The sequence below is a fragment of the Plesiocystis pacifica SIR-1 genome (assembly GCF_000170895.1).
In the GTDB taxonomy this organism is placed as follows: domain Bacteria; phylum Myxococcota_A; class Polyangia; order Nannocystales; family Nannocystaceae; genus Plesiocystis; species Plesiocystis pacifica.
The window spans coordinates 30612-56888 of sequence record NZ_ABCS01000065.1 but is presented as its reverse complement, the minus strand read 5'-3'; the positions used below and the strand labels follow the sequence as shown (position 1 = coordinate 56888).

21 protein-coding genes, 5 tRNA genes and 1 pseudogene are annotated in these 26277 nt (G+C 67.5%); 23 read left to right on the top strand and 4 right to left on the bottom strand.

Annotated features, from left to right (window positions below):
• Positions 1 to 1514 (top strand): putative sodium/potassium/calcium exchanger (locus PPSIR1_RS27375; RefSeq protein ID WP_006974446.1); only part of this gene is annotated, 1514 nt, incomplete at its 5' end.
• A gap of 15 nt (positions 1515 to 1529) precedes the next feature.
• Here PPSIR1_RS27375 and PPSIR1_RS27370 read toward each other — a convergent pair.
• From PPSIR1_RS27370 to PPSIR1_RS27360, 3 genes are read right to left on the bottom strand one after another with little or no spacing between them, the layout of a single operon-like run.
• Positions 1530 to 2627, bottom strand: coding sequence for an NADH:flavin oxidoreductase (locus tag PPSIR1_RS27370; RefSeq protein WP_006974445.1), 1098 nt, complete (start codon positions 2625 to 2627; stop codon positions 1530 to 1532).
• 43 nt (positions 2628 to 2670) lie between these two features.
• Positions 2671 to 3114 (bottom strand): DUF6958 family protein, encoded by a 444-nt coding sequence (locus PPSIR1_RS27365; RefSeq protein WP_006974444.1) that lies wholly within the window; start codon positions 3112 to 3114, stop codon positions 2671 to 2673.
• Positions 3115 to 3127: 13 nt separating this feature from the next.
• The gene (locus PPSIR1_RS27360) at positions 3128 to 4534 is read right to left on the bottom strand and encodes a glutamate--cysteine ligase (RefSeq protein ID WP_006974443.1); all 1407 of its coding nucleotides are present in this window, start codon (positions 4532 to 4534) and stop codon (positions 3128 to 3130) included.
• Positions 4535 to 4966: 432 nt separating this feature from the next.
• Between PPSIR1_RS27360 and PPSIR1_RS27355 the strand changes: the two genes are divergently transcribed.
• The 4 genes from PPSIR1_RS27355 (at position 4967) to PPSIR1_RS27340 (ending at position 8285) form a co-directional block, all read left to right on the top strand.
• On the top strand, positions 4967 to 5341 hold the full coding sequence (locus PPSIR1_RS27355) for a bactofilin family protein (protein ID WP_006974442.1): 375 nt from the start codon (positions 4967 to 4969) through the stop codon (positions 5339 to 5341).
• A 51-nt stretch (positions 5342 to 5392) separates the two neighbouring features.
• Entirely contained in the window at positions 5393 to 5707 is a 315-nt protein-coding gene (locus PPSIR1_RS27350) for a bactofilin family protein (RefSeq protein WP_006974441.1), read from the top strand.
• Between the two features lie 3 nt (positions 5708 to 5710).
• Positions 5711 to 6400 (top strand): bactofilin family protein, encoded by a 690-nt coding sequence (locus PPSIR1_RS46605; protein WP_006974440.1) that lies wholly within the window; start codon positions 5711 to 5713, stop codon positions 6398 to 6400.
• 136 nt (positions 6401 to 6536) lie between these two features.
• The gene (locus tag PPSIR1_RS27340; protein WP_006974439.1) at positions 6537 to 8285 is read left to right on the top strand and encodes a HEAT repeat domain-containing protein; all 1749 of its coding nucleotides are present in this window, start codon (positions 6537 to 6539) and stop codon (positions 8283 to 8285) included.
• A gap of 70 nt (positions 8286 to 8355) precedes the next feature.
• Here the strand turns inward: PPSIR1_RS27340 and PPSIR1_RS27335 are convergent, their stop codons facing one another.
• Positions 8356 to 8865, bottom strand: a complete 510-nt coding sequence (locus PPSIR1_RS27335) for a hypothetical protein (protein WP_045116843.1) — start codon at positions 8863 to 8865, stop codon at positions 8356 to 8358.
• Between the two features lie 50 nt (positions 8866 to 8915).
• Between PPSIR1_RS27335 and PPSIR1_RS27330 the strand changes: the two genes are divergently transcribed.
• From PPSIR1_RS27330 to rpsG, 18 genes and pseudogenes are all read left to right on the top strand, one after another.
• Entirely contained in the window at positions 8916 to 10175 is a 1260-nt protein-coding gene (locus PPSIR1_RS27330) for a tetratricopeptide repeat protein (RefSeq protein ID WP_198154624.1), read from the top strand.
• A gap of 219 nt (positions 10176 to 10394) precedes the next feature.
• A tRNA-Thr gene (locus tag PPSIR1_RS27325) sits at positions 10395 to 10467 on the top strand.
• A 45-nt stretch (positions 10468 to 10512) separates the two neighbouring features.
• Positions 10513 to 10596 (top strand) — tRNA-Tyr (locus PPSIR1_RS27320).
• Positions 10597 to 10605: 9 nt separating this feature from the next.
• Positions 10606 to 10681: transfer RNA gene (locus PPSIR1_RS27315), tRNA-Gly, on the top strand.
• 57 nt (positions 10682 to 10738) lie between these two features.
• Positions 10739 to 10814: transfer RNA gene (locus tag PPSIR1_RS27310), tRNA-Thr, on the top strand.
• 56 nt (positions 10815 to 10870) lie between these two features.
• Positions 10871 to 12075: pseudogene (tuf, locus tag PPSIR1_RS48330) on the top strand (elongation factor Tu).
• Positions 12076 to 12333: 258 nt separating this feature from the next.
• Positions 12334 to 12498 carry a 50S ribosomal protein L33 gene (rpmG, locus tag PPSIR1_RS46590; RefSeq protein ID WP_006974434.1) on the top strand — a complete coding sequence of 55 codons (165 nt, stop codon included), beginning with the start codon at positions 12334 to 12336 and terminating at the stop codon, positions 12496 to 12498.
• Between the two features lie 44 nt (positions 12499 to 12542).
• Positions 12543 to 12615 (top strand) — tRNA-Trp (locus tag PPSIR1_RS27300).
• Between the two features lie 290 nt (positions 12616 to 12905).
• Positions 12906 to 13229 (top strand): preprotein translocase subunit SecE, encoded by a 324-nt coding sequence (gene secE, locus PPSIR1_RS27295; protein ID WP_006974432.1) that lies wholly within the window; start codon positions 12906 to 12908, stop codon positions 13227 to 13229.
• Between the two features lie 24 nt (positions 13230 to 13253).
• Positions 13254 to 13826 (top strand): transcription termination/antitermination protein NusG, encoded by a 573-nt coding sequence (gene nusG, locus PPSIR1_RS27290; protein ID WP_045116842.1) that lies wholly within the window; start codon positions 13254 to 13256, stop codon positions 13824 to 13826.
• 49 nt (positions 13827 to 13875) lie between these two features.
• Positions 13876 to 14295, top strand: coding sequence for a 50S ribosomal protein L11 (rplK, locus tag PPSIR1_RS27285; protein WP_006974430.1), 420 nt, complete (start codon positions 13876 to 13878; stop codon positions 14293 to 14295).
• Between the two features lie 66 nt (positions 14296 to 14361).
• Positions 14362 to 15087 (top strand): 50S ribosomal protein L1, encoded by a 726-nt coding sequence (rplA, locus tag PPSIR1_RS27280; protein WP_006974429.1) that lies wholly within the window; start codon positions 14362 to 14364, stop codon positions 15085 to 15087.
• 288 nt (positions 15088 to 15375) lie between these two features.
• A complete protein-coding gene (gene rplJ, locus PPSIR1_RS27275; RefSeq protein ID WP_006974428.1) occupies positions 15376 to 15900 on the top strand; it encodes a 50S ribosomal protein L10 in 525 nt (174 codons plus the stop codon).
• A gap of 62 nt (positions 15901 to 15962) precedes the next feature.
• Positions 15963 to 16346: a 50S ribosomal protein L7/L12 gene (gene rplL, locus PPSIR1_RS27270; protein ID WP_006974427.1), complete on the top strand. Its 384-nt coding sequence runs from the start codon at positions 15963 to 15965 to the stop codon at positions 16344 to 16346.
• 140 nt (positions 16347 to 16486) lie between these two features.
• A complete protein-coding gene (gene rpoB, locus PPSIR1_RS27265) occupies positions 16487 to 20641 on the top strand; it encodes a DNA-directed RNA polymerase subunit beta (protein ID WP_006974426.1) in 4155 nt (1384 codons plus the stop codon).
• Positions 20642 to 20748: 107 nt separating this feature from the next.
• Positions 20749 to 24951 (top strand): DNA-directed RNA polymerase subunit beta', encoded by a 4203-nt coding sequence (gene rpoC / locus PPSIR1_RS27260; protein ID WP_006974425.1) that lies wholly within the window; start codon positions 20749 to 20751, stop codon positions 24949 to 24951.
• Between the two features lie 325 nt (positions 24952 to 25276).
• A complete protein-coding gene (rpsL, locus tag PPSIR1_RS27255; RefSeq protein ID WP_006974424.1) occupies positions 25277 to 25648 on the top strand; it encodes a 30S ribosomal protein S12 in 372 nt (123 codons plus the stop codon).
• A gap of 26 nt (positions 25649 to 25674) precedes the next feature.
• The gene (rpsG, locus tag PPSIR1_RS27250; protein ID WP_006974423.1) at positions 25675 to 26169 is read left to right on the top strand and encodes a 30S ribosomal protein S7; all 495 of its coding nucleotides are present in this window, start codon (positions 25675 to 25677) and stop codon (positions 26167 to 26169) included.
• Positions 26170 to 26277 lie beyond the last annotated feature (108 nt).

Here is a 26277-nt window from a genome sequence, read left to right as displayed (position 1 = left end):
AGCGCGCAGAGGAGCTGATTCGGGAGCTTCCCGAAGGGGACGCCCTGCGCTCCCTCCTGGCGGCGAACAGTCCCAGTCCGGCCCCGGCCGCGGCCCCGAGCGGGGTCGTCGAGGCCGTGGAGCCCAGCGAGGTCTCGGTCCACGAGCTCGACGACAGCGAGGGTCCAGCAGCGATCGTCGAGGCTGAGGCCGTGGCAGGGGAGCCGATTCAGGCGCGTCGGCGCGAGCCCTCGACGCCCCAACCGACCAGCGCCGCCGAGCTGCCGCCCCCGCCCGAGCACTCGGGTTACGCGGACGGCGAGCCCGAGCCCATGCTCGAGACCGTCGACACGGCGCCCATCGATCTCGAGGATCTCGGTGAGGCGGTCGAGGCTGGCGAGAGCGAGGACCTGGCGGCCGAGGGCGAGGCCGAGCTCGCCGTTGCCGACGAGGTCGCCGAAGACACGGACGAGGTCGCCGCGGAGCTGGACGAAGCCGCCGCGGAGGCGGACGAAGTCGCTGAGGACACGGACGAAGTCGCCGCGGAGTCGGACGAAGTCGCTGCCGACACGGACGAAGCCGCCGCGGAGTCGGACGAAGTCGCTGAGGACACGGACGAAGTCGCCGCGGAGTCGGACGAAGTCGCTGCCGACACGGACGAAGTCGGCGAGGAGTCAGGCGAAGCGGTCGCAGAGTCGGACGAGGCTGCCGCGGAGTCGGATGAAGCCGCCGAAGGTGCGGACGAGCTTGCCGTAGAGTCGGACGCTTCCGAGGACGCGGACGAGGCTGCGGCAGCCTCGTCCGACGCGGAGGCCGATCTGGACTTCGACGTCGACATGGCGGGCTCCGACGGCAACGAGGAGTCGAGCGGCGAGGCCGAGCTCGACGTCGACATGGCGGACTCGGACTTCGACATCGCCGTCGATGACGAGGCAGAGGCTGCTGGCGACGCGTCAGACGAGGACCAGGCCGCTGCGGAGTCGGATGAGCCTGCTCCCGAGTCGGACGAGGCTACAGCGGAGTCGGACGATGAGGCCGCTGCGGAGCAAGACGGCGCCGAGGAGGCCGAGTCGGACGAGTCAGACGACCTGGACTTCGACATGGACATGGACATGGACATGGACATGGACATGGACTCGGACGACGACGACGCGGAAGCGGCCGACGCGGACGAGCCGAGTCTGGAAGCCGACGACGCGGACGAAGGCGACGACGCCGCGGCAGAGTCGGAAGAGTCGGGTGAAGCCGAAGCCGCGGAGGCAGACGACGGCGACGCGGAGCAGGCCGAAGCAGGCAGCGACGCGGCTCCGTCCGAAGACGACGGCGACGCGGAGCAAGCCGCAGACGAGCCCGAAGCCGAAGAAGAGTTCGAGGAGCTCGACATGGAGGAGTTCGAAGAGCTCGACATGGAGGAGTTCGAGGAGCTCGACGAGGTCGAGGACGAACCGGAGGCGGCAGCAGGCCCGCCGCCCGGACCCGGCGCGCCGCCGCCTCCTCCCCCGCGCAAGGGCCCGCCCCCGCCGAAGAAAGACTGAGGGCCCCGAAGGGGTTCAGCCGGCGCTGGCGGGGGCCACGAAGCCTTCCCAGCCCGACATGTACTGGACGAAGGCCGGGCCCAGGCCCTGCTCGCGCAGGTAGTCGGGGCTCACCGGCAGGGCCGCGACCTCGAAGCTGGGGTCCTCGGCCATGCGCTTGGGGAAGTCGTGGTGGAGGATGGCCGCGCGCCCCAGGCTGACGAAGTCCACGCCCGCGTCGAGGCAGGCCTGCACGTCGGCGCCCGAGTAGATCTTGCCGGCGACGCCCAGCCGCGTCTGCCCGCGCTCGAGGCCGGTGAAGTGGGACAAGAGCGTGCGCCCCTCGCCCTGGTGGGCCTCCTCGGCGGGCTCCTTGAACACGTCCCACAGCGAGAGATCGAGGTAGTCGACGAGGCCCGAGGCGAGCACGCGCTGGGTCAGCGCCACGCCCTCGCTCAGGACCATGCCGAAGCGCTCGACGGACAGGCGCAGGCCGAGGTTGAAGTCGGGCCGGCAGCGGCCGCGGATGCCCTCGAGGACCTCGAAGAGCAGGCGCGCGCGACCCTCGAGGTCGCCGCCGTAGCGATCCTCGCGCTGGTTCATCCGCGGGCTGAGGAACTGGGTGATGATGTAGCCGTGGGCGCCGTGGACCTCGACGCCGTCGAAGCCGGCCTGCTCGCAGCGCACGGCGGCCTCGATGAAGGCGTCGCGCAGGGCCTCGACCTCCCCGAGCTCGAGGGCCCGGGCCCCGGTCTTGGCGTCCGCCGAGGACGACACCGGGACCTCGCCGGTGATCTTCTGGGGGGCGCGCTTGCCCCCGTGGTGGAGCTGGACCACGGCGAGGCTGGGGTGCTCCTGGATGCCCGCGGCGAGCCGCTTCAGGCCGTCGAGGTGCTGGTCCCCGAACACCCCGAGCTGCCCGGGGAAGGCCTGGCCACTGGCTTGCACGTGGGCGGCGCAGGTCATGGTCAGGCCGAAGCCTCCGGCCGCGCGCATGGTCAGCCAGCGGTACTCGTCGTCGCCGAGGGTGCCGTCCGGGTGGCTCTGGAGGTTGGTCATCGGCGCGAGCATGAAGCGGTTGGCCATGCTCGGGCCGTGGGCGAAGGTCAGCGGTTCAAAGGCCGAGGCGGGCATGCGTTCGCCAGGCATAGCACGCTCGTTTTGTTCGGACGAAGGCTCACTCCGACCGCTGGGGAGGCTCGGTCCGGCGTAGGCGTTGGGGCGAGCTCCGAGGGATGCGCTCGAGCTCTCCCCGAGCCTCCAGATCTGTCTTTGTGTAGCGGGTGTAGTTCGTCATTCGACCCTTGGGGAAGCGCTCGTGCGAGCCGAGCTGGTCCTGGACGACGACCTGGACGTCGCGCAGCAGGACCTCACCAGAGGGGTCCGCGAGGGCCTCGACGGCGTCGAGGATGGCGCGGCGGAGCAGGGTGTACTGCTCCGCTTCGATGGTGAAGGCCTCCGAGTAGTTCGGCTTGTTCGCGTTCAGGATCAGCGCTCGACCCTCGCTCCAGGCCTGGGCGACCCTCGCCTGGACCTCGGCGCTGAGTTGACGGCGCGCGCGTCGACTGAGCCCCGAGCTGTCGAGCTCGTCCTTGGGGGTCCTGGGAGGGCGCTTGGCCACGGCTCCGCCCTGCTCAGAAGTGTTTTCCGGCGAAGTGGAAGTTGCGCACGAGCTCGAGCCGGGCCTGCTTGCCGCGGCCGGGCTTGGGACCCAGGCGCGCGAGCACGTCCCCGGCCGGCGTCGCCCCGCGCTCGACCTGGGCGTCGAGGGCGTCGAGGAAGCGGGCCTCGGTCCGGCCCTTGGAGTCGCGGACGTCGAGGCGCTCGAGGCCGCCCCGGGCCAGGGTCAGGAGCTTGCGGCACTTGTCGAGGACCTCGGGGTCGCTCAGCCCGTCGGTGCGGCCGCGCTTCCACAGGTCCATGCGCCCGGCGAAGTCGAGGTTGGCGACGAGCTCCCAGGCGCCCTCGCGGGCGTCGTCGTCATAGAGGATGCCCTTGCACAGGGCCGGGAGCGCGCACACGGTCTTGCTGCCCACGGAGTCGGCCCCGCGGATCTCGATGAAGGGCTTGATCCGCACCTCGGGGAACAGGGTGCTCAGGTGCAGCTCCCAGTCGGCCTGGGTGGCGCGGTGGGTGGTGCCGGCCTCGTCGGTGTAGCCCTCGGCCAGGAAGCGCCGGAAGGGGACGTGGTGGGCGTTGTAGCGGCCGCCGCGGTAGACGAAGAACATCGGCACGTCGAGGGCCCAGTCGACGTAGCGCTGCCAGCTGAAGTCCGGCTCGAACACGAAGGGCAGCAGGCCGCAGCGGTCGGGGTCGACGTGCTCCCAGGTCGCCGAGCGCATCGAGCGGGTCCCGCGGTGCTCGCCCTCGACGTAGGGGGAGTTGGCGAACAGCGCGGTGATCAGCCCGGAGATGCCCATGATCATGCGCAGGCGCAGGCCGCACTGGGCCTCGTCGCGGTAGTCGAAGTTGGCCTGCACGGTGCAAGTCCGGAACATCATGTCCAGGGCTCGCTCCCCCTTGGTGGGCAGGTAGGACTTCATGACCGCGTAGCGCCCCTTGGGCATCACGTCGATCTCGCCGCGGGTAGCGAAGGGGTGGAAGCCGCTGGCGATCCAGGCCACGCCCATGGGCTCGGCGACGGCGTGGAGCTCGTCGTAGTGGGTGCTGAACTCCGCGCAGGTGTCGTGGACCGTGGGCAGGGGGGCGCCGCTGAGCTCGAACTGGCCGCCGGGCTCGAGGGTGATCGAGGCGCCGTCGCGCTCGAGGGCGATGAGCTCGCCGTGGATGCCCCGGGACTTGGACTCGCGCCAGCCAAAGCGATCGCGCAGCCCCTCGAGGGTGGGCAGGACGTGCTCGCGGTAGCGGACCGGGGTCGGCACGTCGGCCTCGCCGTCGACGGTGCTCAGGTAGAGGCCGAACTTCTCTTGCTCCGTGCCGATCAGGTGTCCGTCGGGGCGGCAGGCCTTCTCGAACCACTGGACGAGCTCGTCGGTGTGCTCGATGGTCGTTGCGCCTCCGCGCCAGGTCGCCTCGCTCATCGCCGGAGGCTCCGGGCCAGGGCGGGCGAGGGGAGGGGAGCGGAGACAGAGGCGGACAGCTGGGCTCGAGTCACGGACTTTCCGATCGGCGTTCGGGGCCGGGTACGGCCGTCTATCGTTTGCGTTACGTGGACGGAGCGTTCCGGCCCGGGCGGCTTCTAGCACTCCGCTACCCCCGAGCCCAGCCAGAGGGCCGAAAGAGAGATCTCATGGCCGCGCACTGGCCCCGCGATGGGTGTTTCCCAGTGGTTGCCTACGCGCGCTGGGATCGGGTGTGCCGCGGCGGCCCACGGGACCCCTCGCAGGAGGCAAAAGAGCTCGAAAACAGCCTGTAGACGCTATTTCGCGCGGCTTCTGAACGCCCGCGAGTTGTCTTGACCCAGTGGGGGCGCGGTTGTAGCCTGCGTCGGCTCGCTCCCCCGAGGACCTTTCATGGCAATTTCCACGGCTCCGGACGCCCCTTGCGTCATCGGCAATCAGATCACCATTCGAGGCACCCTCGTCGGCGAGGAAGACCTCCTCGTCGAGGGACGCGTCGAGGGCGCGGTCACTCTCGCTGGCCACCTCACCGTCGCCACCCAGGGCATCGTCGAGGCGAACCTCGACGTCGACAGCGTCGAAGTCCGCGGCGAGGTCGTCGGTGACATCTCGGCCACGCGCTCCATCACCATTCATCAAGGCGCGCGCGTCCGGGGCAACATCTCCGCCCCCCGCGTGATCGTCCACGACGGCGCGGGCTTCCGCGGCTCCGTGGCGATGACCGTCGACCTCCCCGAGGATCTCGCAAAGGCCCTCGCACGGTCCTGATCCTTTCTGCTCCCACCCTTTCCAGCACAGAGTTTTCGGAGAACACCTCCCATGGCCAACACCGTCATAGGCTCCACCATCGTCATCGACGGCGAGATCACCGGCGACGAGGATCTGGTCATCCTCGGCACCGTCAAGGGGCAGATCAGCCTGCGCGAGAACATCGTCGTCGAGCGCGACGGCGTCGTCGAAGCCAACGTCGAGACCGCCACGATCACCGTGCACGGCTCGGTGACCGGCGACATCCAGGCGACCGATCGCGCCGAGCTGCGCGCCGAGTGCCGCGTCGTCGGCGACATCCGTGCCCCTCGCATCCTCATCGCGGACGGAGCCTCCTTCAAGGGCAACGTCGACATGGACGGCTAGTCGATGGCGACGCCGCGTAGCACTGGCGACGAGGTCGCCGAAGAGACCCTGGTCGGGCCCGACATCGCCATTCGTGGGCGCATCGAGGGTGAAGAGGACCTGCGCGTCGAAGGTCGCGTCGAGGGCTCGGTCTCGCTGACCGAGACCCTCTACGTCGAGCCCTCCGGCGTCGTGATCGCCACCATCGAGGCCCGCGACGTCGTCGTGTCCGGCATCGTCCTGGGCGACATCACGGCGGGCAACAGCGTGACGCTCAACAAGAACTCGAAGCACGTCGGCAACATCCGCGCCCCGCGGGTCATCATCGCCGACGGGGCCAGCTTCCGCGGCGACGTGGCCATGGGTGACGAGCCCATGCCGACCACCCGCGAGCGCAGCCGGGCCACGAACACCGCCCCGCGCAGCAGCCTCAGCAGCAGCCGGACCAGCCGCCCCCGCCCGGCGACCCGCAGCAGCGCTGCTCCGTCGGCGCCGTCGCGCCGCGAGGGCTCTGGGCCCCGCGCCTCCGCGGCCCCGGCCCCCGCCCCCCGGCGCAAGAAGAAGGACGACGACGACGTGACCGTGGTCATCAAGCACGCGTCCATGCGCAAGGGCGAGGCTCCCCCGGAGGAGGACGAGCCCAAGCGCCGCCGCGCCAAGAAGTCGGCTCGCATGCCGGCCCGAGGCCGCCGCAAGGCTGGTCGCAAGTCCTAGGCTCGGGCCAAAAGACCAGTCGAGAACACTCGACCTCGAGAGAGCTCGCCGAACCCGGCGAGCTCTCTTCGTTTGTCGCTCGCATGCGCACACGAGGAGCAAAAACGGGTACCATCGGCCGCATCGAGGTCAGCCCATGCGCAAGTACGTGCTCCGTCCCCTGTTCGCCGCGCTGCTCGCGGTCTCCGTCGCTTCCACCGTCGCTTGCAAACAGGGCGATCCCAACGCCCTAGAGACCCACGTCAAGAAGCTCGACGACGAGGCCGCCCGCTCGGAGGCCTTCAACCAGCTCGAGCGGATCGTCAGCGGCATCGTCACCGACCCCGAGGATCCCCGGCGCAAGGAGTTCGCCGAGAAGGTCCTGCCGAAGTTCGAGGAGATCTGGGACGGGGCCGAGCCCTACCGCGAGCAGATGCTGACCATGGCCCTGCAGATGGAGCGCCCGGAGGCCGCCGGCATCTGGTCCAAGGCGGTCGTCACGGACGGCAGCGCCGAGGGCCACAAGCAGGCCCTGCTCGCGCTCCAGGGCGTCCGCGTGGCCAACGCCACGGGCGCGGCCGGGGCCATCGTCGCCGAGTTCAAGAACCTCTCGGACAACCCCAGCAAGGACATGGGCGCCGGCCAGGAAGGCGCGCTGCGCTACGAGATGGCCAAGACCCTCGGCGAGCTCCGGGCCAAGGAAGCGGTCGAGCCGCTGATCGCCGCGCTCAGCATGCCCGAGGAGAAGCAGCCCAAGCCCGTCTACAAGGCGGCCATCGACGCCCTCGGCCAGATCGGCGACCCCGCTGCGGTCGACGCCCTGATCCAGGTGCAGTTCGCCGTCGCCGACGCGCCCGGGACCCAGTCCATCGGCGAGCGGGCCGTCCGTGCCCTCGGCGCCATCGGGGCCCCCGCGGTGCCCAAGCTCATCGAGACGATGGAGGGCAAGAACGAGAAGGTCAACGGCGTCGCGGCCGAGAAGGGCGTCGACGTCCAGATCGTCCAGCAGAGCGCCGTCCGCATCCTCGGCGTGATCGGCTCGGCCGACGCGACCGAGGGCATCGTCGCCTACATGCCGCAAAAGGACTGCGGCGAGGAGCCCGAGGAGATCGACGACGAGGAGAAGGCCCGCGGCGTGGGCCTGCGCGCCTTCGCGGCCAACTCCCTCGGCTACATCGGCGACGCCAAGGCCGTCCCCGCGCTGTGCGGCTGCCGCAACGCGACCCGCAACCCGGGCGACCTGTGGGAGATCACCTCGGCCCTCGGCCGCATCGGCGGCGACGAGGCCTTCGCCTGCCTCACCGACATCTTCACCCAGGGCTACTACGACCCCGAGGAGGCGGTGAACTCCGACTTCAAGTTCCAGATCCGCTGGGAGGGCATGCGCTGGCTGGTGCTCGCCGCCGCCCCGGGTCAGGCCGGCGACATCAAGGCCGCCCTCGAGGGCAACGACGCCAAGGTCAAGGAAGAGGTCGAGAAGCTCGGCTGGTCCAAGGGCGTGGCCGTGCTCGAGGAGTGCAAGGAGGACAAGGCTTGCTACGAGAAGGTCATGGGCGACGCGACCCGTGACTGGTTCGAGCGCGAGGTCGCGGGCTTCAACTACGCCCGCATGTCCGAGACCGGCGACGTCGCGGCCGCGACCGCGCTGGCCAAGGCCTTCAAGACCCGCGACGCCGGCGCGCGCATGAACTTCGCCTGGCTCACGGCCAAGGTCGCCGGCGAGTCGGACTGCCAAGAGTGCGCCGACGCCCTCGAGGGCGTGATGAAGGCCGAGGAGCTGACCAAGGACATGACGATGCAGGGCGCGTGGTTGATGGCCCGCCAGAGCATCGCCAAGGTCGAGGGCGGCGCGGCTGCTGCCGCGGCCGGAGGCGACGCGCCGGCCGAGGAGAAGCCCGCCGAGTAGTCCTCGCTCGGGCGACCCGACGAAAAAGACCACGCCCGCGCGGCGTGGTCTTTTTCGTTTTCGTGATGGGTCAGAGGTCCCGGGCGCTCGCGGGTACGGGCCCTGGGTGGCTCCCCTGGGCCTCGCCCTGAGCCGTCGCGGAGTCGGGCTCGGGGGCCGTCGCCGTGGTCGCGGCGGGTTGGAGCCGGAGCAGCCGTCGCTCGTAGGCCTCGAGCTGCTCGGGGGGCAGGCCCTGCGCGGCCGCGCGCTCGAGGCTGGCCCAGGCGCCGTGGTAGCTGCGCTCGGCGGCCTCGACCTCGCCCGCGAGCTCGGCGAGGGGGTCCTCGGGGGTCTCGCTGGCCTCGCTCGGCGGCGGGGCCTCGCTGCGAGGACTGTCCCGCCAGTTCGACTGGCTCGCGCGCCGATCCTGGAGGGCCTCGCCGAGGAAGCCCGCGGTCAGGGCCGCGGCGGCCAGGATGCCCAGGGCGGCGACCAGGCGCACGCGCTGGCGGGCGGGAGATTGGAGCGCGGGCGCGGGCTGGGGAGCGCTGTGGATCGGGGGCGTGCTCGGCGGGGGAGCGCTGCGCTTGGAACTCGCCACGGCTCCAGCATACCCATGCGTCGATGCAGCCGGCATGTCATTCTCCCCTCGTGCGACTCGATGCCTCGCCCCTCGCTCGCGCCTGCTTGCTCGTCGTGCTCGGGGGAGCGCTGGGCTGCGCCGCCCAAGTCGGGGGGCCCGGTGGCTCGGCCGCTGCGACGACCAACCCCGACGCGCGTTCGCAGGGCGAGCCGGGATCCAGGGCCCAGCCGGGAAGCCACGCGGACGCGCCCGAGGGCTCGCCCAGCGACTGGGTCGCCCGGGGCGAGGCGGCCCTCGAGGACGGCCAGCCCGCTCGGGCAGCCGCGCTCTTTGCCCGCACCCTCGGCGCGAGCGGGGCCGGCAGCGACGCGAGCGGCGAGCTGGGCCGGGCCTACCTGGGCCTGGCCCGCGCGCAGGAGCAGCTCGGCGACTTCGAGGCCGCGATCCGAGCCTACGACGGCTTCATCGCCCGCTTCCCCGACGACGCGCAGCTCGCCACCGTGCTCGCGCGCCGCGGAGCCTGCGAGGCCGAGCTCTACCAGTGGGAGCGCTCGGCGGCCTCCTTCGCCCAGATCCTCACCCTCGGCGAGCAGCTCCTGCCCAGCGAGCGCGTCGAGGCCCTCGCCCGCGAGGGCCTGGCCCTGTTCCAGCTCGACCGCCTCGACGAGGCCGACGCCCGCTTCGCCGAGGCCGACGCGATCTACACGGAGGCGAGCGAGAGCGGCACGGAGCGCTTCTCCGACACCTACTTCGTCGCCATGGCTCGCTTCTACCGGGCCGCGGTCGTCCACGTCCGCTTCCGCCGCGCGCCGATCCGCCTGCCCGAGGCGCAGATGGCCAAGGACTTCGACGCCAAGCTCGAGCTGCTGCAGGAGGCCCAGGAGGCCTACAACGAGGTCATCCGGACCCGCCACGTGTTCTGGGTCTCGGCGGCCGGCTACCAGCTCGGGACCCTGTTCGAGGAGTTCTACGACGCGGTGATGCACGCCCCGGTCCCGGACTGGCTCGACGAGAGCCAGCGCGCGGTCTACTACGCCGAGCTCGAGGAGCAGCTGCGCCCCGTGGTCGAGAAGGCCGTGTGGGTGTTCGAGAAGAACCTCGAGACCGCCCGCAAGCTCGGCTACGAGAGCGACTTCATCGCCCAGACCCGAGATCGGCTCGCCTCCCTTCAGGCGGTGATGCTCGGGCGTGACGGCGGGGGGGCTCCGGTCCCGCGTCTCGCGCCGACCCTGGCCCCGGAGACCGGGGCCGCGGAGCCCACATCGGCCCTGGAGAGCCTCCCAGGCGTGGAGAGGAAGCTCTTCGTGCCCATGCCGACCACCCTCTGAGGGGCAACGAAGGCGCTGGGGAGGCCCTCGAAGGGGCGCTCCGTCCTTGGCTAAGCGATCGAAAATAGTGAGTTTTCGGCCACTTTCGGGATGCCGGACGGCCCGGTGTGGCGCCTTGACCCCCGGAAAAACCGACGCTATACACCGCCTCCACTTCGCCCAATCGGGCGGAGGAACCCCCAGGCTTCCACCTCCACGGAGAACCCCCCGAGCATTCACGCTGGCGTAGCTCAACTGGCAGAGCACCTGATTTGTAATCAGGCGGTTGCGGGTTCGACTCCCACCGCCAGCTCTCAGAGCCCCAGCCTACCAACCCGAGAACGAGTCTGACCTACATGGATGGGTGCCCGAGTCGGCCAAAGGGAGCGGACTGTAAATCCGCCGCGTTTACGCTTCGAAGGTTCGAATCCTTCCCCATCCACTCAACCTCGCGGGAGTAGCTCAGTTGGTAGAGCGTCAGCCTTCCAAGCTGAATGTCGCGAGTTCGAACCTCGTCTCCCGCTCCATTTTTTGCGAAGCACACGGCCCCAGCCCTCTCACAGATCGCGTAACCGGGTCGTTACGCCCTTGTAGCTCAGTTGGTAGAGCGCATCCTTGGTAAGGATGAGGTCAGCGGTTCAAGTCCGCTCAAGGGCTCCATTTTCATCCCCTGCTCCATCGAGCCAGTCAGTCGAAGAAATCAAGGCGAGACCATCATGTCGAAGGAAAAGTTCGTCCGCGAAAAGCCCCACGTGAACATCGGGACGATCGGTCACGTGGACCACGGCAAGACCACGTTGACCGCGGCCATCACCAAGGTCCTGGGTGACCGCGGTTGGGCCGAGAAGGTCGACTTCGAGAACATCGACAAGGCTCCGGAGGAGCGCGAGCGCGGCATCACCATCTCGACCGCGCACGTCGAGTACAACTCGGAGATCCGCCACTACGCGCACGTCGACTGCCCCGGGCACGCCGACTACATCAAGAACATGATCACGGGCGCGGCGCAGATGGACGGCGCGATCCTGGTCGTGTCGGCGCCCGACGGCCCGATGCCGCAGACGCGCGAGCACATCCTGCTGGGCCGCCAGGTCGGGATCCCGGCGCTGGTCATCTTCCTGAACAAAGTGGACCAGCTGGACGACGAGGACGAGGAGATGCTCGAGCTGGTCGAGGCCGAGTCGAGGAGCTGCTCGAGAAGTACGAGTACAACAAGGACGGGGTGAGCTCGCCGATCGTCCGGGGCTCGGCGCTCAAGGCCCTGCAGGCGCCGAGCTGGGAGCACGAGGACGCGAAGTGCATCTTCGAGCTGATCACGGCTTGCGACACGCACATCCCGGAGCCGCAGCGCGAGCTGGACAAGGACTTCCTGATGCCGATCGAGGACGTGTTCACGATCTCGGGTCGGGGCACGGTGGTCACGGGCCGGATCGAGCGCGGCAAGCTGCACGTCGGCGACGAGATCGCGATCGTGGGTCTGCGCGAGACGCAAAAGACCACGTGCACGGGCGTGGAGATGTTCCGGAAGCTGCTCGACGAGGGCTTCGCGGGCGACAACGTCGGCTGCCTGCTTCGTGGCGTGAAGCGCGACGAGGTGGAGCGCGGCCAGGTGCTGTGCAAGCCGGGTTCGATCAACCCGCACACGACCTTCAAGGCGGAGGTGTACATCCTTCGCAAGGACGAGGGCGGACGTCACACGCCGTTCTTCAAGGGCTACAAGCCGCAGTTCTACTTCCGTACGACGGACGTGACTGGTTCGGTGACCCTGGAAGAGGGCACGGAGATGGTGATGCCGGGCGACAACGTGACGTTCACGGTCGAGCTCGGGAAGACCATCGCGTGCGAGCAGGGGTCGAAGTTCGCCATCCGCGAGGGTGGTCGTACGGTCGGCGCCGGCATCGTCACCGCCATCATCGAGTAGCCTCGAACTCATCGGCCTCGGCGCTCAGGCGTCGGGGCTCTTTGGCGACAGAAGGCGTGGGATCCTCTGGGACCCACGTCTTCTCCGTCTCTGGAACCCTCGGGCGTGATCGGCGCCCAACTGCTCAAAAGTCCCGTTTGTGTGCGTGAGAGGGCCCTCGCTGGGCGCTCAGCACCCCAACCAGAAAAACAACCCCAAGAGCTTGAATGCTGGAACGCGGCTTGCTACAAGCCTCCTCCTCGCAGCCAAGGACTCCTCATGGCCAAAGCTGGAAATCGAATCATCTTCTCACTCGAGTGCAAGGTCTGCAAGCGTCGGAACTACTCGACCACCAAGAACAAGCGGACGAACCCTGAGAAGGTGAAGCTCAAGAAGTACTGCGCCTTCTGCCGTCGCCATACGGAGCACAAGGAGACCAAGTAGGTCTTCGTCGGGGCGTGGCTGGCCAACCCCGCCAGCCACCTCGAAGGGCGTTAGCTCAGCTGGTAGAGCAGCGGACTCCAAATCCGCAGGCCGCGGGTTCGATCCCTGCACGCCCTGCTCCTTCCTCTCCGCCCCGACCGCTCACCCCTCAGCCGCCACGTCGGTGCCCTTGGCGCCGGTCCGTGAGCGGCTGGATCCCCATCCAGGCCCCCATTTCACACCTGAACCCCGCCTCCCCAGACCCCACCCGGTCAGATCGCAAGGTAGCAATGCCATCTTGCCCGCGGGAGTGACGAAGAAACATGGCGCGAGCACGAAAACGCAACAAGCCTGTCGGCCCGAAGGAGTTTGACCCTTCGCGGTGGGCACACGTCGTCTTCGCCGCTTTTGCGGGGATCTCGGCCTGGGTGTTTGGCAACCTCGTCGAGAACGTCTGGGGTTGGGGCTGGGCCCAGTGGCCGGCGACGATCCCTCGACCCAACGAGTTTTGGGCCCAGGGCATCGGCGCCATCATCGGCATCTCGCTGATCGTCTACCTCTGGTCGCGCGAGCAGCACTTCAAATTCATCTCCGACGTGGCGACCGAGGTCTCTCAGATCGTCTGGCCGACCCGCGCGGAGACCCGGGCTGCGACCGTGGTCGTCGTCATCATCACTCTCATCTGCTCCGGCATCTTGTGGCTCATGGACACCTTCTGGAGTCAAGCCACCAGCTGGCTCTACGAGCTCTGAGCCGGACCCACCCCAAGCGCCGCCATGCCTGAAGCAACGACCGATACTCCGCTGCAGTGGTTCATCGTGAACACCTTCTCGGGGTACGAGAACACGGTCAAGAAGTCGCTCGAGGACCGCATCAAGAAGAACGAGCTCGAGGAGTGCTTCGAGGACATCCTCGTGCCTTCCGAGCAGGTCATCGAGCAGCGTGGCAAGCGCCAGGTGAAGCAGACCCGCAAGTTCTTCCCAGGCTACATCTTCGTGCGCATGCGGCTCACGAAGCCGGCCTGGCACCTGGTCAAGAACACCCCCAAGGTCAGCGGCTTCCTGTCTAGCGGCAAGACGCCCAAGCCCGTCTCGCAGCGCGAGATGGACCGCATGCTCGGCAAGACCGAGCCCAAGCAGGTGACCGAGGAAGAGGTGGTCGTGCCCGACATCGACTACTCGGTGGGCGACCAGGTTCGCGTCAAAAGTGGCGCCTTCGCCAACTTCAGCGGTGAAGTTGAGGAGGTGAACACCGAGAAGCGAAAGATCAAGCTCTCGGTCTCGATCTTCGGGCGTCCCACCCGAGTCGAGGTCGACTTCTCCGAGGTCGAGCCGGACTCCCCGAGCTGAACGACCCCAACCCCCGCGATTTCCACTCTAGATTCGAGCGAACAAAGCCATGAAGAAGGTCACTGGGCAAATCAAGCTGCAGATCAAGGCTGGCCAGGCCAACCCCGCGCCCCCCGTCGGCCCCGCCCTGGGTGCCAAGGGCGTCAACATCATGGACTTCTGCAAGCAGTTCAACGCGCGCACGCAGAAGGACCAGGGCATGGTCATCCCGGTGGTCATCACGGTCTTCTCGGACCGCTCCTTCACCTTCGAGACCAAGAGCCCGCCCGCCGCGGTCTTGCTCCTGAAGGCCGCCGGCATCCCCAAGGGCTCGGGTGAGCCCAACAAGACCAAGGTCGGCAAGGTCACCGAGGACGATCTGCGCAAGATCGCCGAGACCAAGATCAACGACATGAACGCCTACACCATCGAGCAGGCCATGCTCAGCATCGCTGGCACCGCTCGGTCCATGGGCCTCGAGGTCGTCTGAGTTCCCGAACTCTTCTGAGTTCAACCAAACAACCTTCAGACCGGGGGAGGGGGCGAGCGCCCCTGCATGGACCCCGGGGAGCACACCAACATGGGTAAGAAGTACAAAGAGGCGCGGTCCAAGATCGACCGCGATAAGCGCTACGGCCTCGTCGAGGCCTGCGAACTGGTCAAGGTGGTCGCCCCCGCCAAATTCGACGAGACCGTCGAGTGCGCGGCCCGTCTGGGCGTCAACCCCCGCCACGCCGATCAGATGATCCGCTCGTCGGTGTCCCTGCCGCACGGCACGGGCAAGAGCGTCCGCGTGCTGGTGTTCGCCAAGGGCGACCGGGTCAACCAGGCCAAGGACGCGGGCGCGGACTTCGTCGGCTCCGACGACATCGTCGCCAAGATCCAAGAGGGCTGGCTCGACTTCGACGTCGCCATCGCCACGCCCGACATGATGGGCCTCGTCGGCCGCCTCGGCCGCATCCTCGGACCTCGCAACCTGATGCCGAACCCGAAGGTCGGCACGGTCACGATGGACGTCAAGAAGGCCGTCACCGAGCGCAAGGCCGGCCGCATCGAGTTCCGGACCGAGCGCACGGGCATCATCCACGCGCCCATCGGCAAGGTCAGCTTCGAGGCTGTCAAGCTTCAGGAGAACCTCGAGACCTTCCTGCGCACCCTGCAGCGCCTCAAGCCCGCCACGGCCAAGGGCAAGTACTTCAAGAGCGTGTCTTTGTCCTCGACCATGGGTCCCGGCATCCGCCTGGACACCAACGAGGTCCAGAGCATGGTCACCGCCGAATAATCCGCCAACCCAAACCAAGATACGAAGACCCAAGGAGGCCATAGCACCGCAAGGTCATTGACCCACACGCCCCCGGGACCGTTCATCGGGGGCACTCCTGCTCGAGACAGCCGGTGGTCCATCTGGACCTCAATTTCCGGCCTAAGCGGGGGAGAGGAACGAACGGCACAGCGGCCAGAGCCCGCCGCGCTCGAGAGAGCAGGGGGGTAGACACTGGTGCAGCAGCCGGCCTCTCTCGCGCAGACAGCCGAGAGCGAGCCGGCTCCCCAAGCGGGAAGGGAGACAACCATGGAAAAGAGCATCAAATACGCCCAATCCGCCGCGCTCCGCGAGGAAGTCGAGGACCTCACGGCCCTCGTCGTCGTGGAGTACGACCGGCTCACGGTGGCCGAAGCCGAAGAGCTTCGTGGCCAGTTCCGTGACGCCGGCTGCACCTACCGTGTCTACAAGAACTCGGTGATTCGCTACGCGATCGCCGGGACCTCCCACGAGCCCCTCTCGCCCTTCCTCAAGGGTGTGTCCGGGCTCGCCTACAACGCCGACGATCCGGGTGCTCCGGCCCGCGTCGCGCGTGACTTCGCCAAGAAGAACGACAAGCTGCGCCTCAAGGCCGGCGTCGTCGAGGGCGAAGTTCTCGAGGGCGAAGCTTGCAACAAGCTCGCCGACATGCCTGGCCCCCGCGAGATCAAGGCCAAGCTGCTGATGCTGTTCAAGACCCCGGCAACCCGCATGGTTCAGGTCATGCAGGCCGCGCCGCGGGACTTCCTCCGAGTGCTCAACGCCAAGAAGAAGAAGGACGAGGAGGCGGCCTGAGCCGGCCGTACTCCAGTCCCTGATTGGCAAACCAGGTTTCCTAGAAAGAAGAAGAACAAAAAATGTCCGACAACATCACCCGTGAGCAGGTCATCGATTTCCTCAGCAACCTCTCGGTCATGCAGATGGCCGATCTGGTCAAGGAGCTCGAGGACAAGTGGGGCGTCGAGGCTGCCGCCGGCGGCGCCGTGATGGTCGCTGGCCCGGCCGCCGAGGAGGCCAAGGAAGAGCAGACCGAGTTCGACGTCGTGCTCAAGTCCTTCGGCGCCAAGAAGATCAACGTGATCAAGGCCATCCGCGCCCAGATCTCCGGCCTGGGCCTCAAGGAGGCCAAGAGCCTCGTCGAGAGCGCTCCCGTGGCCGTCAAGGAGGCCGTCTCCAAGGAGGAGGCCGAGGAGCTCAAGAAGATCCTCGAAGAGGCCGGCGCCGAGGTCGAGGTCAAGTAGTCCTCGAACGGCCGCGCCTGCGCCCCGTGGACGGGGAGCGCAGGCGCGTCCGTGCGTTTTTGAGAACCCCGTCCACACCCCCAAAAACTGAATTAACCCGCGAGGGCGGTCTGAGACCGACAACACAGCGAGGAGACCGGATGGCGCGAATCCAGAACAACTTCAGGGTCCGAAAAAACTTCGGCAAGCTCAAGAAGATCATCGAGGTTCCCAACCTCATCGACATCCAAAAGCGCTCCTACGACAAGCTTTTGCAGGCTGACGTCCCCGCTGACGAGCGCGAGATGGTCGGCCTTCAGGCCGTGTTCAGCTCGGTCTTCCCGATCAAGGACTTCGGCGAGACCTCGAGCCTCGAGTTCGTCAGCTACTCCCTCGACCGTCCCAAGTACGACGTCGACGAGTGCCGCGCCCGCGGCATGACCTTCGCGGCGCCGATCAAGGTCGTCGTCCGCCTGGTCGTGTGGGACGTCGACGACGAGACCGGCACCCAGTCGATCCGTGACGTGAAGGAGCAGGAGGTCTACTTCGGCGAGATCCCGCTGATGACCCAGCACGGCACCTTCATCATCAACGGTACCGAGCGCGTCGTCGTCTCGCAGCTGCACCGCTCGCCCGGCGTGTTCTTCAACCACGACCGCGGCAAGACCCACAGCTCCGGCAAGAAGCTGTTCAGCGCCCGCGTGATCCCCTACCGCGGCAGCTGGCTCGACTTCGAGTTCGACCACAAGGACTTCGTCTACGTGCGCATCGATCGGCGTCGCAAGCTGCACGCCTCGGTCATCCTGCGCGCGCTGGGCTACTCCACCCAGGAGCTGCTCGACTACTACTACGACAAGGAGACGATCCACCTCCGCGACGGGAAGATCTCGCGCGAGGTGGACTACGACTTGATCGCGGGCCAGCGCTCCACCCAGGAGATCCGCGACCCCGAGAGCGGGCAGGTCCTGGTCAAGAAGGGCAAGAAGCTCAACAAGGTCCTCATCAAGCGCATGCGCAACGCGGGCATCTCCGAGATCCCGCTCGAGCCCGAGGAGCTCATCGGCAAGGTCGCCGCCGAGGACGTGTTCGACGAGGACACCGGCGAGGTCCTGCTCAACTGCAACGACGAGGTCACCGAGGACGTCCTGGCCAACATCGTGGAAGCGGGCATCGACTCCTTCCGGATCTTGTTCATCGACGACTTCAACGTCGGCTCCTTCCTGCGCGACACCCTGATCGCCGACAAGCTGACCTCCTCGGAGGACGCGATCATGGAGATCTACCGGCGCCTGCGCCCGGGCGATCCGCCGACCATCGACACGGCGCGCAACCTGTTCGAGTCGCTGTTCTTCCGCTCCGACCGCTACGACCTCTCGACGGTCGGCCGCCTCAAGCTCAACCACAAGTTCGGCATCGACGAGCCCCTCGAGACCAAGGTCCTGACCAAGCGGGACATCCTCGAGACCGTCCGCTACCTCGTCGAGCTCCGCAACGGCCGGGGCAAGATCGACGACATCGACCACCTCGGCAACCGCCGCGTCCGCGCGGTCGGTGAGCTCATGGAGAACCAGTACCGCATCGGCCTGGTTCGCATGGAGCGGGCCATCAAGGAGCGCATGAGCATGTCCCAGGAGATGGACGCGCTCATGCCCGCCGACTTGATCAACGCCAAGCCCGTCTCGGCCGTGGTCAAGGAGTACTTCGCCAGCTCGCAGCTGTCGCAGTTCATGGATCAGACCAACCCGCTGAGCGAGGTGACCCACAAGCGTCGCCTCTCGGCCCTCGGGCCCGGCGGTCTGACCCGCGAGCGCGCCGGCTTCGAGGTCCGCGACGTGCACGCCACGCACTACGGCCGCATCTGCCCGATCGAGACCCCGGAGGGTCCGAACATCGGCCTGATCGCGTCGCTGTCGACCTACGCGCGGATCAACGAGTTCGGCTTCATCGAGACGCCCTACCGCACGGTCGAGGGCGGCAAGGCCACCAGCGAGGTCGCCTACTACTCGGCGCTCCAGGAGCAGGGCCACTACATCGCCCAGGCCAACTCGCAGATGGACGCGGCCGGCAAGTTCATCGGTGAGACGGTCCAGTGCCGTCACAACGAGGAGTTCGAGATGGTCTCCCCGGCCGAGGTCACGCTGATGGACGTCTCGCCCAACCAGCTGGTCTCCGTCGCCGCCTCGCTCATCCCCTTCCTCGAGCACGACGACGCCAACCGTGCGCTCATGGGCTCGAACATGCAGCGGCAGGCGGTCCCCTGCCTGCGCACCGACGCCCCGCTGGTCGGCACCGGCATCGAGACCAACGTCGCCCGCGACTCGGGCTCGACCGTCGTCGCCCACCGCGACGGCATCGTCGAGCAGGTCGACGGCGGCCGCATCGTCGTCAAGCCGGTGTCGGGCCGCGGCGAGGAGGATCGCAGCATCCTCGGCGCCAAGCCCGATATCTACAACCTGGTCAAGTTCCGCCGCTCCAACCAGAACACGGCGCTCAACCAAAAGCCGATCGTCAACGTCGGCGACCGGGTCAAGTCGGGCGACGTCATCGCCGACGGGGCGGCCACGGAGCGCGGCGAGCTGGCGCTGGGCCAGAACCTGCTCGTCGCCTTCATGCCCTGGCAGGGCTACAACTTCGAGGACTCGATCCTGGTGTCCGAGCGGCTGATCCGCGAGGACGTCTACACCACGATCCACATCGAGGAGTTCGAGTGCGTCGCCCGCGACACCAAGCTGGGCAAGGAGGAGATCACCCGCGACATCCCGAACGTGGGTGAAGAGGCCCTCAAGAACCTCGACGACGCGGGCATCGTCCGCATCGGCGCCGAGGTCCACGCCGGCGACATCCTGGTCGGCAAGATCACGCCCAAGGGCGAGACCCAGCTCAGCCCCGAGGAGAAGCTGCTCCGCGCCATCTTCGGTGAGAAGGCCGGCGACGTCCGCGACACCTCCCTGCGCCTGCCGCCGGGCGTGTCGGGCATCATCATCGACGCCCGCGTGTTCGCCCGCAAGGGCGTCGACAAGGACGTCCGCGCCCAGCAGATCGAGGACGCCGAGCGCGAGCGCCTGAGCCAGGACCACCACGACAACGTGGCCATCGTCTCGGCCGGCTACCACAACCGCATCAAGGAGATCCTGCTCGGCAAGACGACGGCCGCCAAGCTCGTCGACGACCAGGGGGCGATGCTCGTCGACGCCAACGTGCAGCTGACCGCTGCCCTGGTCGACGCCGCGCCGCGCAAGTACTGGTCGCAGTTCTCCCTGACCACCGCCGAGGACACCGAGCTCATCGAGGCTCTGGGTCGCCGGCTCGAGAAGGACCTCGACGAGATCGAGACCATCTACCGCGAGAAGCTGGCCAAGCTGACCAAGGGCGACGAGCTGCCGCCCGGCGTCATCAAGATGGTCAAGGTCTACGTCGCCATCAAGCGCAAGCTGCAGGTCGGCGACAAGATGGCCGGCCGCCACGGCAACAAGGGCGTCATCTCGCGCATCCTCCCGACGGAGGACCTGCCCTACCTCGAGGACGGCACCCCCGTGGACATCGTCCTCAACCCCCTGGGCGTCCCCTCGCGCATGAACGTCGGCCAGATCCTCGAGGTCCACCTCGGGTGGGCCGCGCGCGAGCTCGGCAACCAGATCAACGCCTACATGGAGACCAACTACTCCGCGGAGGTGCTGCGCGCCCAGCTCAAGAAGATCTACGAGACCGAGGAGGCCATGCGCTTCATCGAGCAGCTGCCCGATGACGACGTGATCCGCTTCGCGGACAAGGTCCGCCGGGGCATCCACGTGGCCACGCCGGTGTTCGACGGCGCCCACGAGAGCGAGGTCAAGGGCTTCCTGCAAAAGGCCGGCCTGCCCGACTCGGGCCAGGCGATCTTGTTCGACGGCCGCACCGGCGAGGCCTTCGAGGAGGACGTGACCGTGGGCATCATGTACATGCTCAAGCTCCACCACCTCGTGGACGACAAGATCCACGCCCGGAGCATCGGGCCGTACTCGCTGGTCACCCAGCAGCCCCTGGGCGGCAAGGCCCAGTTCGGCGGTCAGCGCCTCGGTGAGATGGAGGTCTGGGCCCTCGAGGCTTACGGGGCCGCCTACGCCCTGCAGGAGCTGCTGACCGTCAAGTCGGACGACGTCGTCGGGCGCATGCGCATGTACGAGTCGATCGTCAAGGGTCAGCCGACCATGCAGCCCGGCGTGCCCGAGTCCTTCAACGTGCTCCTCAAGGAGCTCCAGGCCCTGTGCCTCGACGTCGAGCTCATCAACGTCGAAGACCCCGGCTACCGTCGCGGCCCCCTCTCGGCGGCCGAGTGATCCGAACTCCCGAATCCGCGTGAACCCACGCACCGCAGGTCGGGGACGCCCGGCCTGCACCCCCGCGGGCCGAGGACGCTCGACCCGCACCACAGGAAGGAACCCCGATGCGCGACATCTTCAGCTTCTTCGAAAAGCCCAAAGAGGCCGAGGTCTTCAACGCACTGCGGATTGGCGTCGCTTCGCCCAAGGCGATTCGCGAGCGCTCCCACGGTGAGGTGAAGAACCCCGAGACCATCAACTACCGGACCTTCAAGCCGGAGCGGGACGGGCTGTTCTGCGCGAAGATCTTTGGCCCGATCAAGGACTACGAGTGCTTGTGCGGCAAGTACAAGCGCATGAAGCACCGCGGCGTCGTGTGCGAGAAGTGCGGCGTCGAGGTCATCCACTCCAAGGTCCGGCGTGAGCGCGCCGGCCACATCGACCTGGCCACGCCGGTCGCCCACATCTGGTTCCTCAAGAGCCTGCCCTCGCGCATTGGCACCATCCTCGACATCCCGCTGACCAAGCTGGAGAAGGTGCTCTACTGCGAGAGCTACATCGTCATCGACCCCAAGGACTCGGGCCTCGAGGTCGCCGAGATCCTGTCGGAGGAGCGCTTCGATCAGCTCTACGACGAGATCGGGCTCGACGCCTTCGACGCCGGTATGGGCGCCGAGGCGATCAAGGAGCTGCTCTCGCGCATCGACCCCGTGGTCGAGGCCCGCACCGTCCGTGCCGAGCTCGCCGCCGCGACCTCGGAGGCCAAGCGCAAGAAGCTGGCCAAGCGCCTGCGCGTGCTCGAGGCCTTCCGCAACAGCGGCAACAAGCCCGAGCACATGATGCTCGACGTCATCCCGGTGCTGCCGCCGGACCTGCGCCCGCTCGTCCCCCTGGACGGCGGCCGGTTCGCGTCCTCCGACCTCAACGACCTCTACCGCCGGGTCATCAACCGCAACAACCGGCTCAAGCGCCTGCAGGAGCTCGCCGCCCCGGAGATCATCATCCGCAACGAGAAGCGGATGCTGCAGGAGGCCGTCGACGCCCTGTTCGACAACGGCCGCCGCGGCAAGACCATCACCGGCCCCAACAAGCGCCCGCTCAAGTCGCTCTCGGACATGCTCCGGGGCAAGTCGGGCCGCTTCCGCCAGAACCTGCTCGGCAAGCGCGTCGACTACTCGGGCCGCTCGGTCATCGTCGTCGGCCCGGAGCTCAAGCTCCACGAGGTCGGCCTGCCCAAGAAGATGGCGCTCGAGCTGTTCAAGCCCTTCATCTACAACAAGCTCGAGCAGCGCGGCCTGGTGACCACCATCAAGTCCGCCAAGCGCATGGTCGAGCGCGAGGCCGAGGAGGTCTGGGACATCCTCGAGGAGGTCATCAAGGAGCACCCCGTGTTCCTCAACCGCGCGCCCACGCTGCACCGCCTGGGCATCCAGGCCTTCGAGCCCGTGCTCATCGAGGGCAAGGCCATCCAGCTCCACCCGCTGGTCTGCACCGCCTTCAACGCCGACTTCGACGGCGACCAGATGGCCGTGCACGTGCCGCTGTGCATCGAGGCCCAGATGGAGGCCCGCGTGCTGATGATGTCGACCAACAACATCCTCAGCCCGGCGTCCGGCAAGCCGATCATCGTCCCCTCCCAGGACATCGTCCTCGGCCTCTACTACATGACCCGCGAGCGCTACTTCGCCCCGGGTGAGCGCAACGAGGATCCCGGCAAGGACGGCTTCTTCGTCGGCATGTACGGCTCCCCCGAGGAGGTCCGCATGGCCTACGACCACGGCTCGCTGCACCTCCAGGCGCGGATCAAGGTCCGCATGGAGCCCGGCGCCCCCATGGTCGACACGACCTGCGGCCGCGTCCTGCTCTACGAGGGCGGCATCCCCAAGAAGCTGCCCTTCGAGATGGTCAACAAGCCGCTGGGCAAAAAGCAGCTCAACGACCTGATCGACCGCTGCTACCGCGTGTGCGGCCAAAAGGCCACGGTGCTGATGGCCGACTACCTGCGCAGCACCGGCTACACCGAGGCGACCAAGGCCGGCATCTCCATCTGCATGGACGACATGGCCATCCCGGCCGAAAAGCGCACGCTGCTCGACAACGCCAACAACGAGGTCCGACAGATCAGCGAGCAGTACGCCGACGGCCTGATCACCTCGGGCGAGCGCTACAACAAGGTCGTCGACATCTGGGCCAAGGTCTCCGAGGAGATCACCAAGGCGATGATGGACGGCATCTCCAAGGAGGAGGCCGTCGACCGGCGGACCGGCGAGAAGAAGACCCAAAAGTCCTTCAACTCGGTCTACATCATGGCCGACTCCGGCGCCCGTGGCTCGAAGCAGCAGATGCGCCAGCTCGCCGGCATGCGCGGCCTGATGGCCAAGCCCTCCGGCGAGATCATCGAGCAGCCCATCACCACGAACTTCCGTGAGGGGCTGACGGTCCAGCAGTACTTCATCTCGACCCACGGCGCGCGCAAGGGCCTGGCCGACACGGCGCTCAAGACCGCCAACTCCGGTTACCTGACCCGCCGCCTCGTCGACGTGGCCCAGGAGGCCGTGATCACCGAGTACGACTGCGGCACCTTCCAGGGCATCGAGGTCTCGGCGCTGATGGAGGACACCGAGGTCATCGAGGCCCTCGGCGACCGCATCCTCGGCCGCGTGGCGCTCGAGCCGGTGTACCGCCCCGGCACCGACGAGATCCTCTCGGACGAGGGCGAGCTCATCGACGAGAAGACCGCCAAGCTCATCGACGAGGCCGGCATCCAGACCGTGGTCCTGCGCTCGGTCCTCACCTGCGAGGCCATGCGGGGCATCTGCGCCAAGTGCTACGGCCGCGACCTGGCCCGGGGCCACCTCGTCGACGTCGGCGAGGCCGTGGGCATCATCGCCGCGCAGTCCATCGGCGAGCCCGGCACCCAGCTGACCATGCGCACCTTCCACCTCGGTGGTGCGTCGATGACCACCGTCGCCAAGAGCGAGCTCGAGGCCCGCTTCGGCGGCAAGGTCCAGATGGTCGACGCGCAGCTCGTCAAGCGCTCGCGCGTGGATCCCAAGACCGGCAACAACGTCGACTACTGGGTGGTGATGAACCGCCACTCGCAGATCCACCTGCTCGACGAGCGCGGCCGCGTGCGCGAGCGCTACGATCTGTTCTACGGCTCGCACGTGCTCGTCGGCGAGGGCGACACGGTGTCCGAGAAGACCGTGCTCGCGCGCTGGGACGCCCACGTCATCCCGATCCTCACCGAGGCCAGCGGCACGCTCGCGTTCGGCGACATCGTCGAGAACGTGACCATGCGGATCACCACCGACGAGGTCACCGGGCACAGCTCGATGGTCATCGTCGAGAGCCGCGACAAGGACTCGCGCCCGCGCCTGGTCATCCAGGACGACGACGGCGAGACCGTGATGATCGGCCGTCACCCCGCCCGCTACTTCCTGCCCGTCGGCGCCGTGTTCAACGTGCAGGAGGGTCAGAAGGTCGAGGCCGGCGACGTGCTGGCGACCATCCAGCGCGAGGCCCAGAAGACCAAGGACATCACCGGCGGTCTGCCCCGGGTGGTCGAGCTGTTCGAGGCCCGCACGCCCAAGGAGCACGCGATCATCGCGACGACCGACGGCATCGTGTCCTTCGGCAAGGACAAGGGCGCCAAGCGTCGGGTGATCATCTCCCCCGAGGACGGCAGCGAGATCCACGAGTTCCTCGTGCCCAAGCTGCGCCACCTCCAGGTCCGCGAGGGCGACCGCGTGCGCGCGGGCGAGAACCTCATGGACGGTCCTTCGAACCCCCACGACATCCTCGCGGTGCTCGGTGAGAAGGCCCTGGCGACCTACCTGCTCGATCAGATCCAGGAGGTCTATCGCCTGCAGGGCGTGAAGATCAACGACAAGCACATCGAGGTCATCGTTCGCCAGATGATGCGCCGGGTGAAGATCATCGATCCGGGCGACACCAACTTCCTGGCCGAGGATCACGTCGAGCGGAAGCTGTTCCGTCAGGAGAACCTGCGCGTGTCCTCCCTCGGCGGCGCCGAGGCGACGGCCCAGCCGCTGCTGCTGGGCATCACCAAGGCCTCGCTGTCGACGGAGTCCTTCATCTCGGCGTCCTCCTTCCAGGAGACGACCAAGGTGCTGACCGAGGCCGCGCTCCAGGGCAAGGTCGACTACCTGCGCGGGCTCAAGGAGAACGTCATCATGGGTCGCCTGATCCCGGCCGGCACCGGCCTGTCGGTCTACGAGCGGCTCAACATGGAGACCGACGACCGCACCGGCGAGTCTGGCGAGCCGACCGTGCGTCGCGCGAGCGACCGCGAGGCCGCCGACTGAGCTCCGAGCTCGAGGCTCGAAGCAGGAGCGCCGTCCGCACAGCGGGCGGCGCTCTTTGCTTGCCAAAAGAGCCCGAAACCGGCCCCCCAACCTGCGCGTAGGGCGGATGATCTTTGGATCTACTCGGGATCAGTTCAGGATCTGCCCAGAGTTGGGCCCGGATCGCCCTCGAGATCCCACGAATCGTGCGGAAGCCCCCATTTTAACCCCCACTCAGCGCACTGATCCCCTTGATCAGCGGGGCAACTTCCATATACTCCGCCTCCCACCGCCGCGGGCTAGGTTCCGCGGCGGAGCTTTGTTACCGCAAAGACCGAGATACCAAATGCCCACGATTCAGCAGCTCGTCCGCAAGGGACGCCAGCGTCAGCCCAAGAAGGAGACGGCCCCTGCGCTCAAGGGCTGCCCGCAGCGGCGTGGCGTCTGCGTTCGCGTCTACACCTCGACCCCGAAGAAGCCGAACTCGGCGCTGCGCAAAGTCGCGCGTGTTCGCCTGACCAACGGCATCGAGGTCACGAGCTACATCCCCGGTGAGGGGCACAACCTTCAGGACCGCAGCATCGTGCTCGTCCGCGGCGGTCGCGTGAAGGACCTGCCCGGCGTTCGCTACCACATCGTGCGCGGCACCCTCGACACCGTCGGCGTCGACGGTCGTCGTCAGCGCCGGTCGAAGTACGGGGCCAAGCGTCCCAAGTGACGCCCTGCCGTTCGGAGTAAACCAAGATGTCGCGCAAGGGAATCAAGGCCAAGCAGCGCAAGCGGATCATCTACGAGATCCGCTACACCGACCACCCCGCGGACGTGAACCGCAACATCGCCAAGTTCGTCAACGTGGTGATGCTCGACGGCAAGAAGTCTGTCGCCGAGAAGATCGTGTTCTCCGCCTTCGAGATCATCTCGGAGAAGACCAAGGACGACCCGGTCAAGGTGTTCGAGAAGGCCATCGCCAACGTTCGCCCCCGCCTCGAGGTTCGCGCCCGTCGCGTCGGCGGCTCGAACTACCAGGTGCCCATGGAAGTCCGCTCCGAGCGGAGCCAGGCCCTGGCCTTCCGCTGGCTCGTGGGCTTCGCCCGCAAGCGCCCCGAGAAGACCATGCGTGAGCGCCTCGCCAACGAGATGCTCGACGCGGCCCAGAACCGCGGTCTCGCCGTCAAAAAGCGCGAAGACGTGCACAAGATGGCCGACGCCAACAAGGCCTTCGCTCACTACCGCTGGTGATCTGCACCGAATGAACTGAGCCAACCCCACAGCTTTTGATGGCGATGTCGCCGACGCACGGACCGTGCGCCGGCTCAGCCACGCCGGGCCCGGGCCCTGCCACACCCC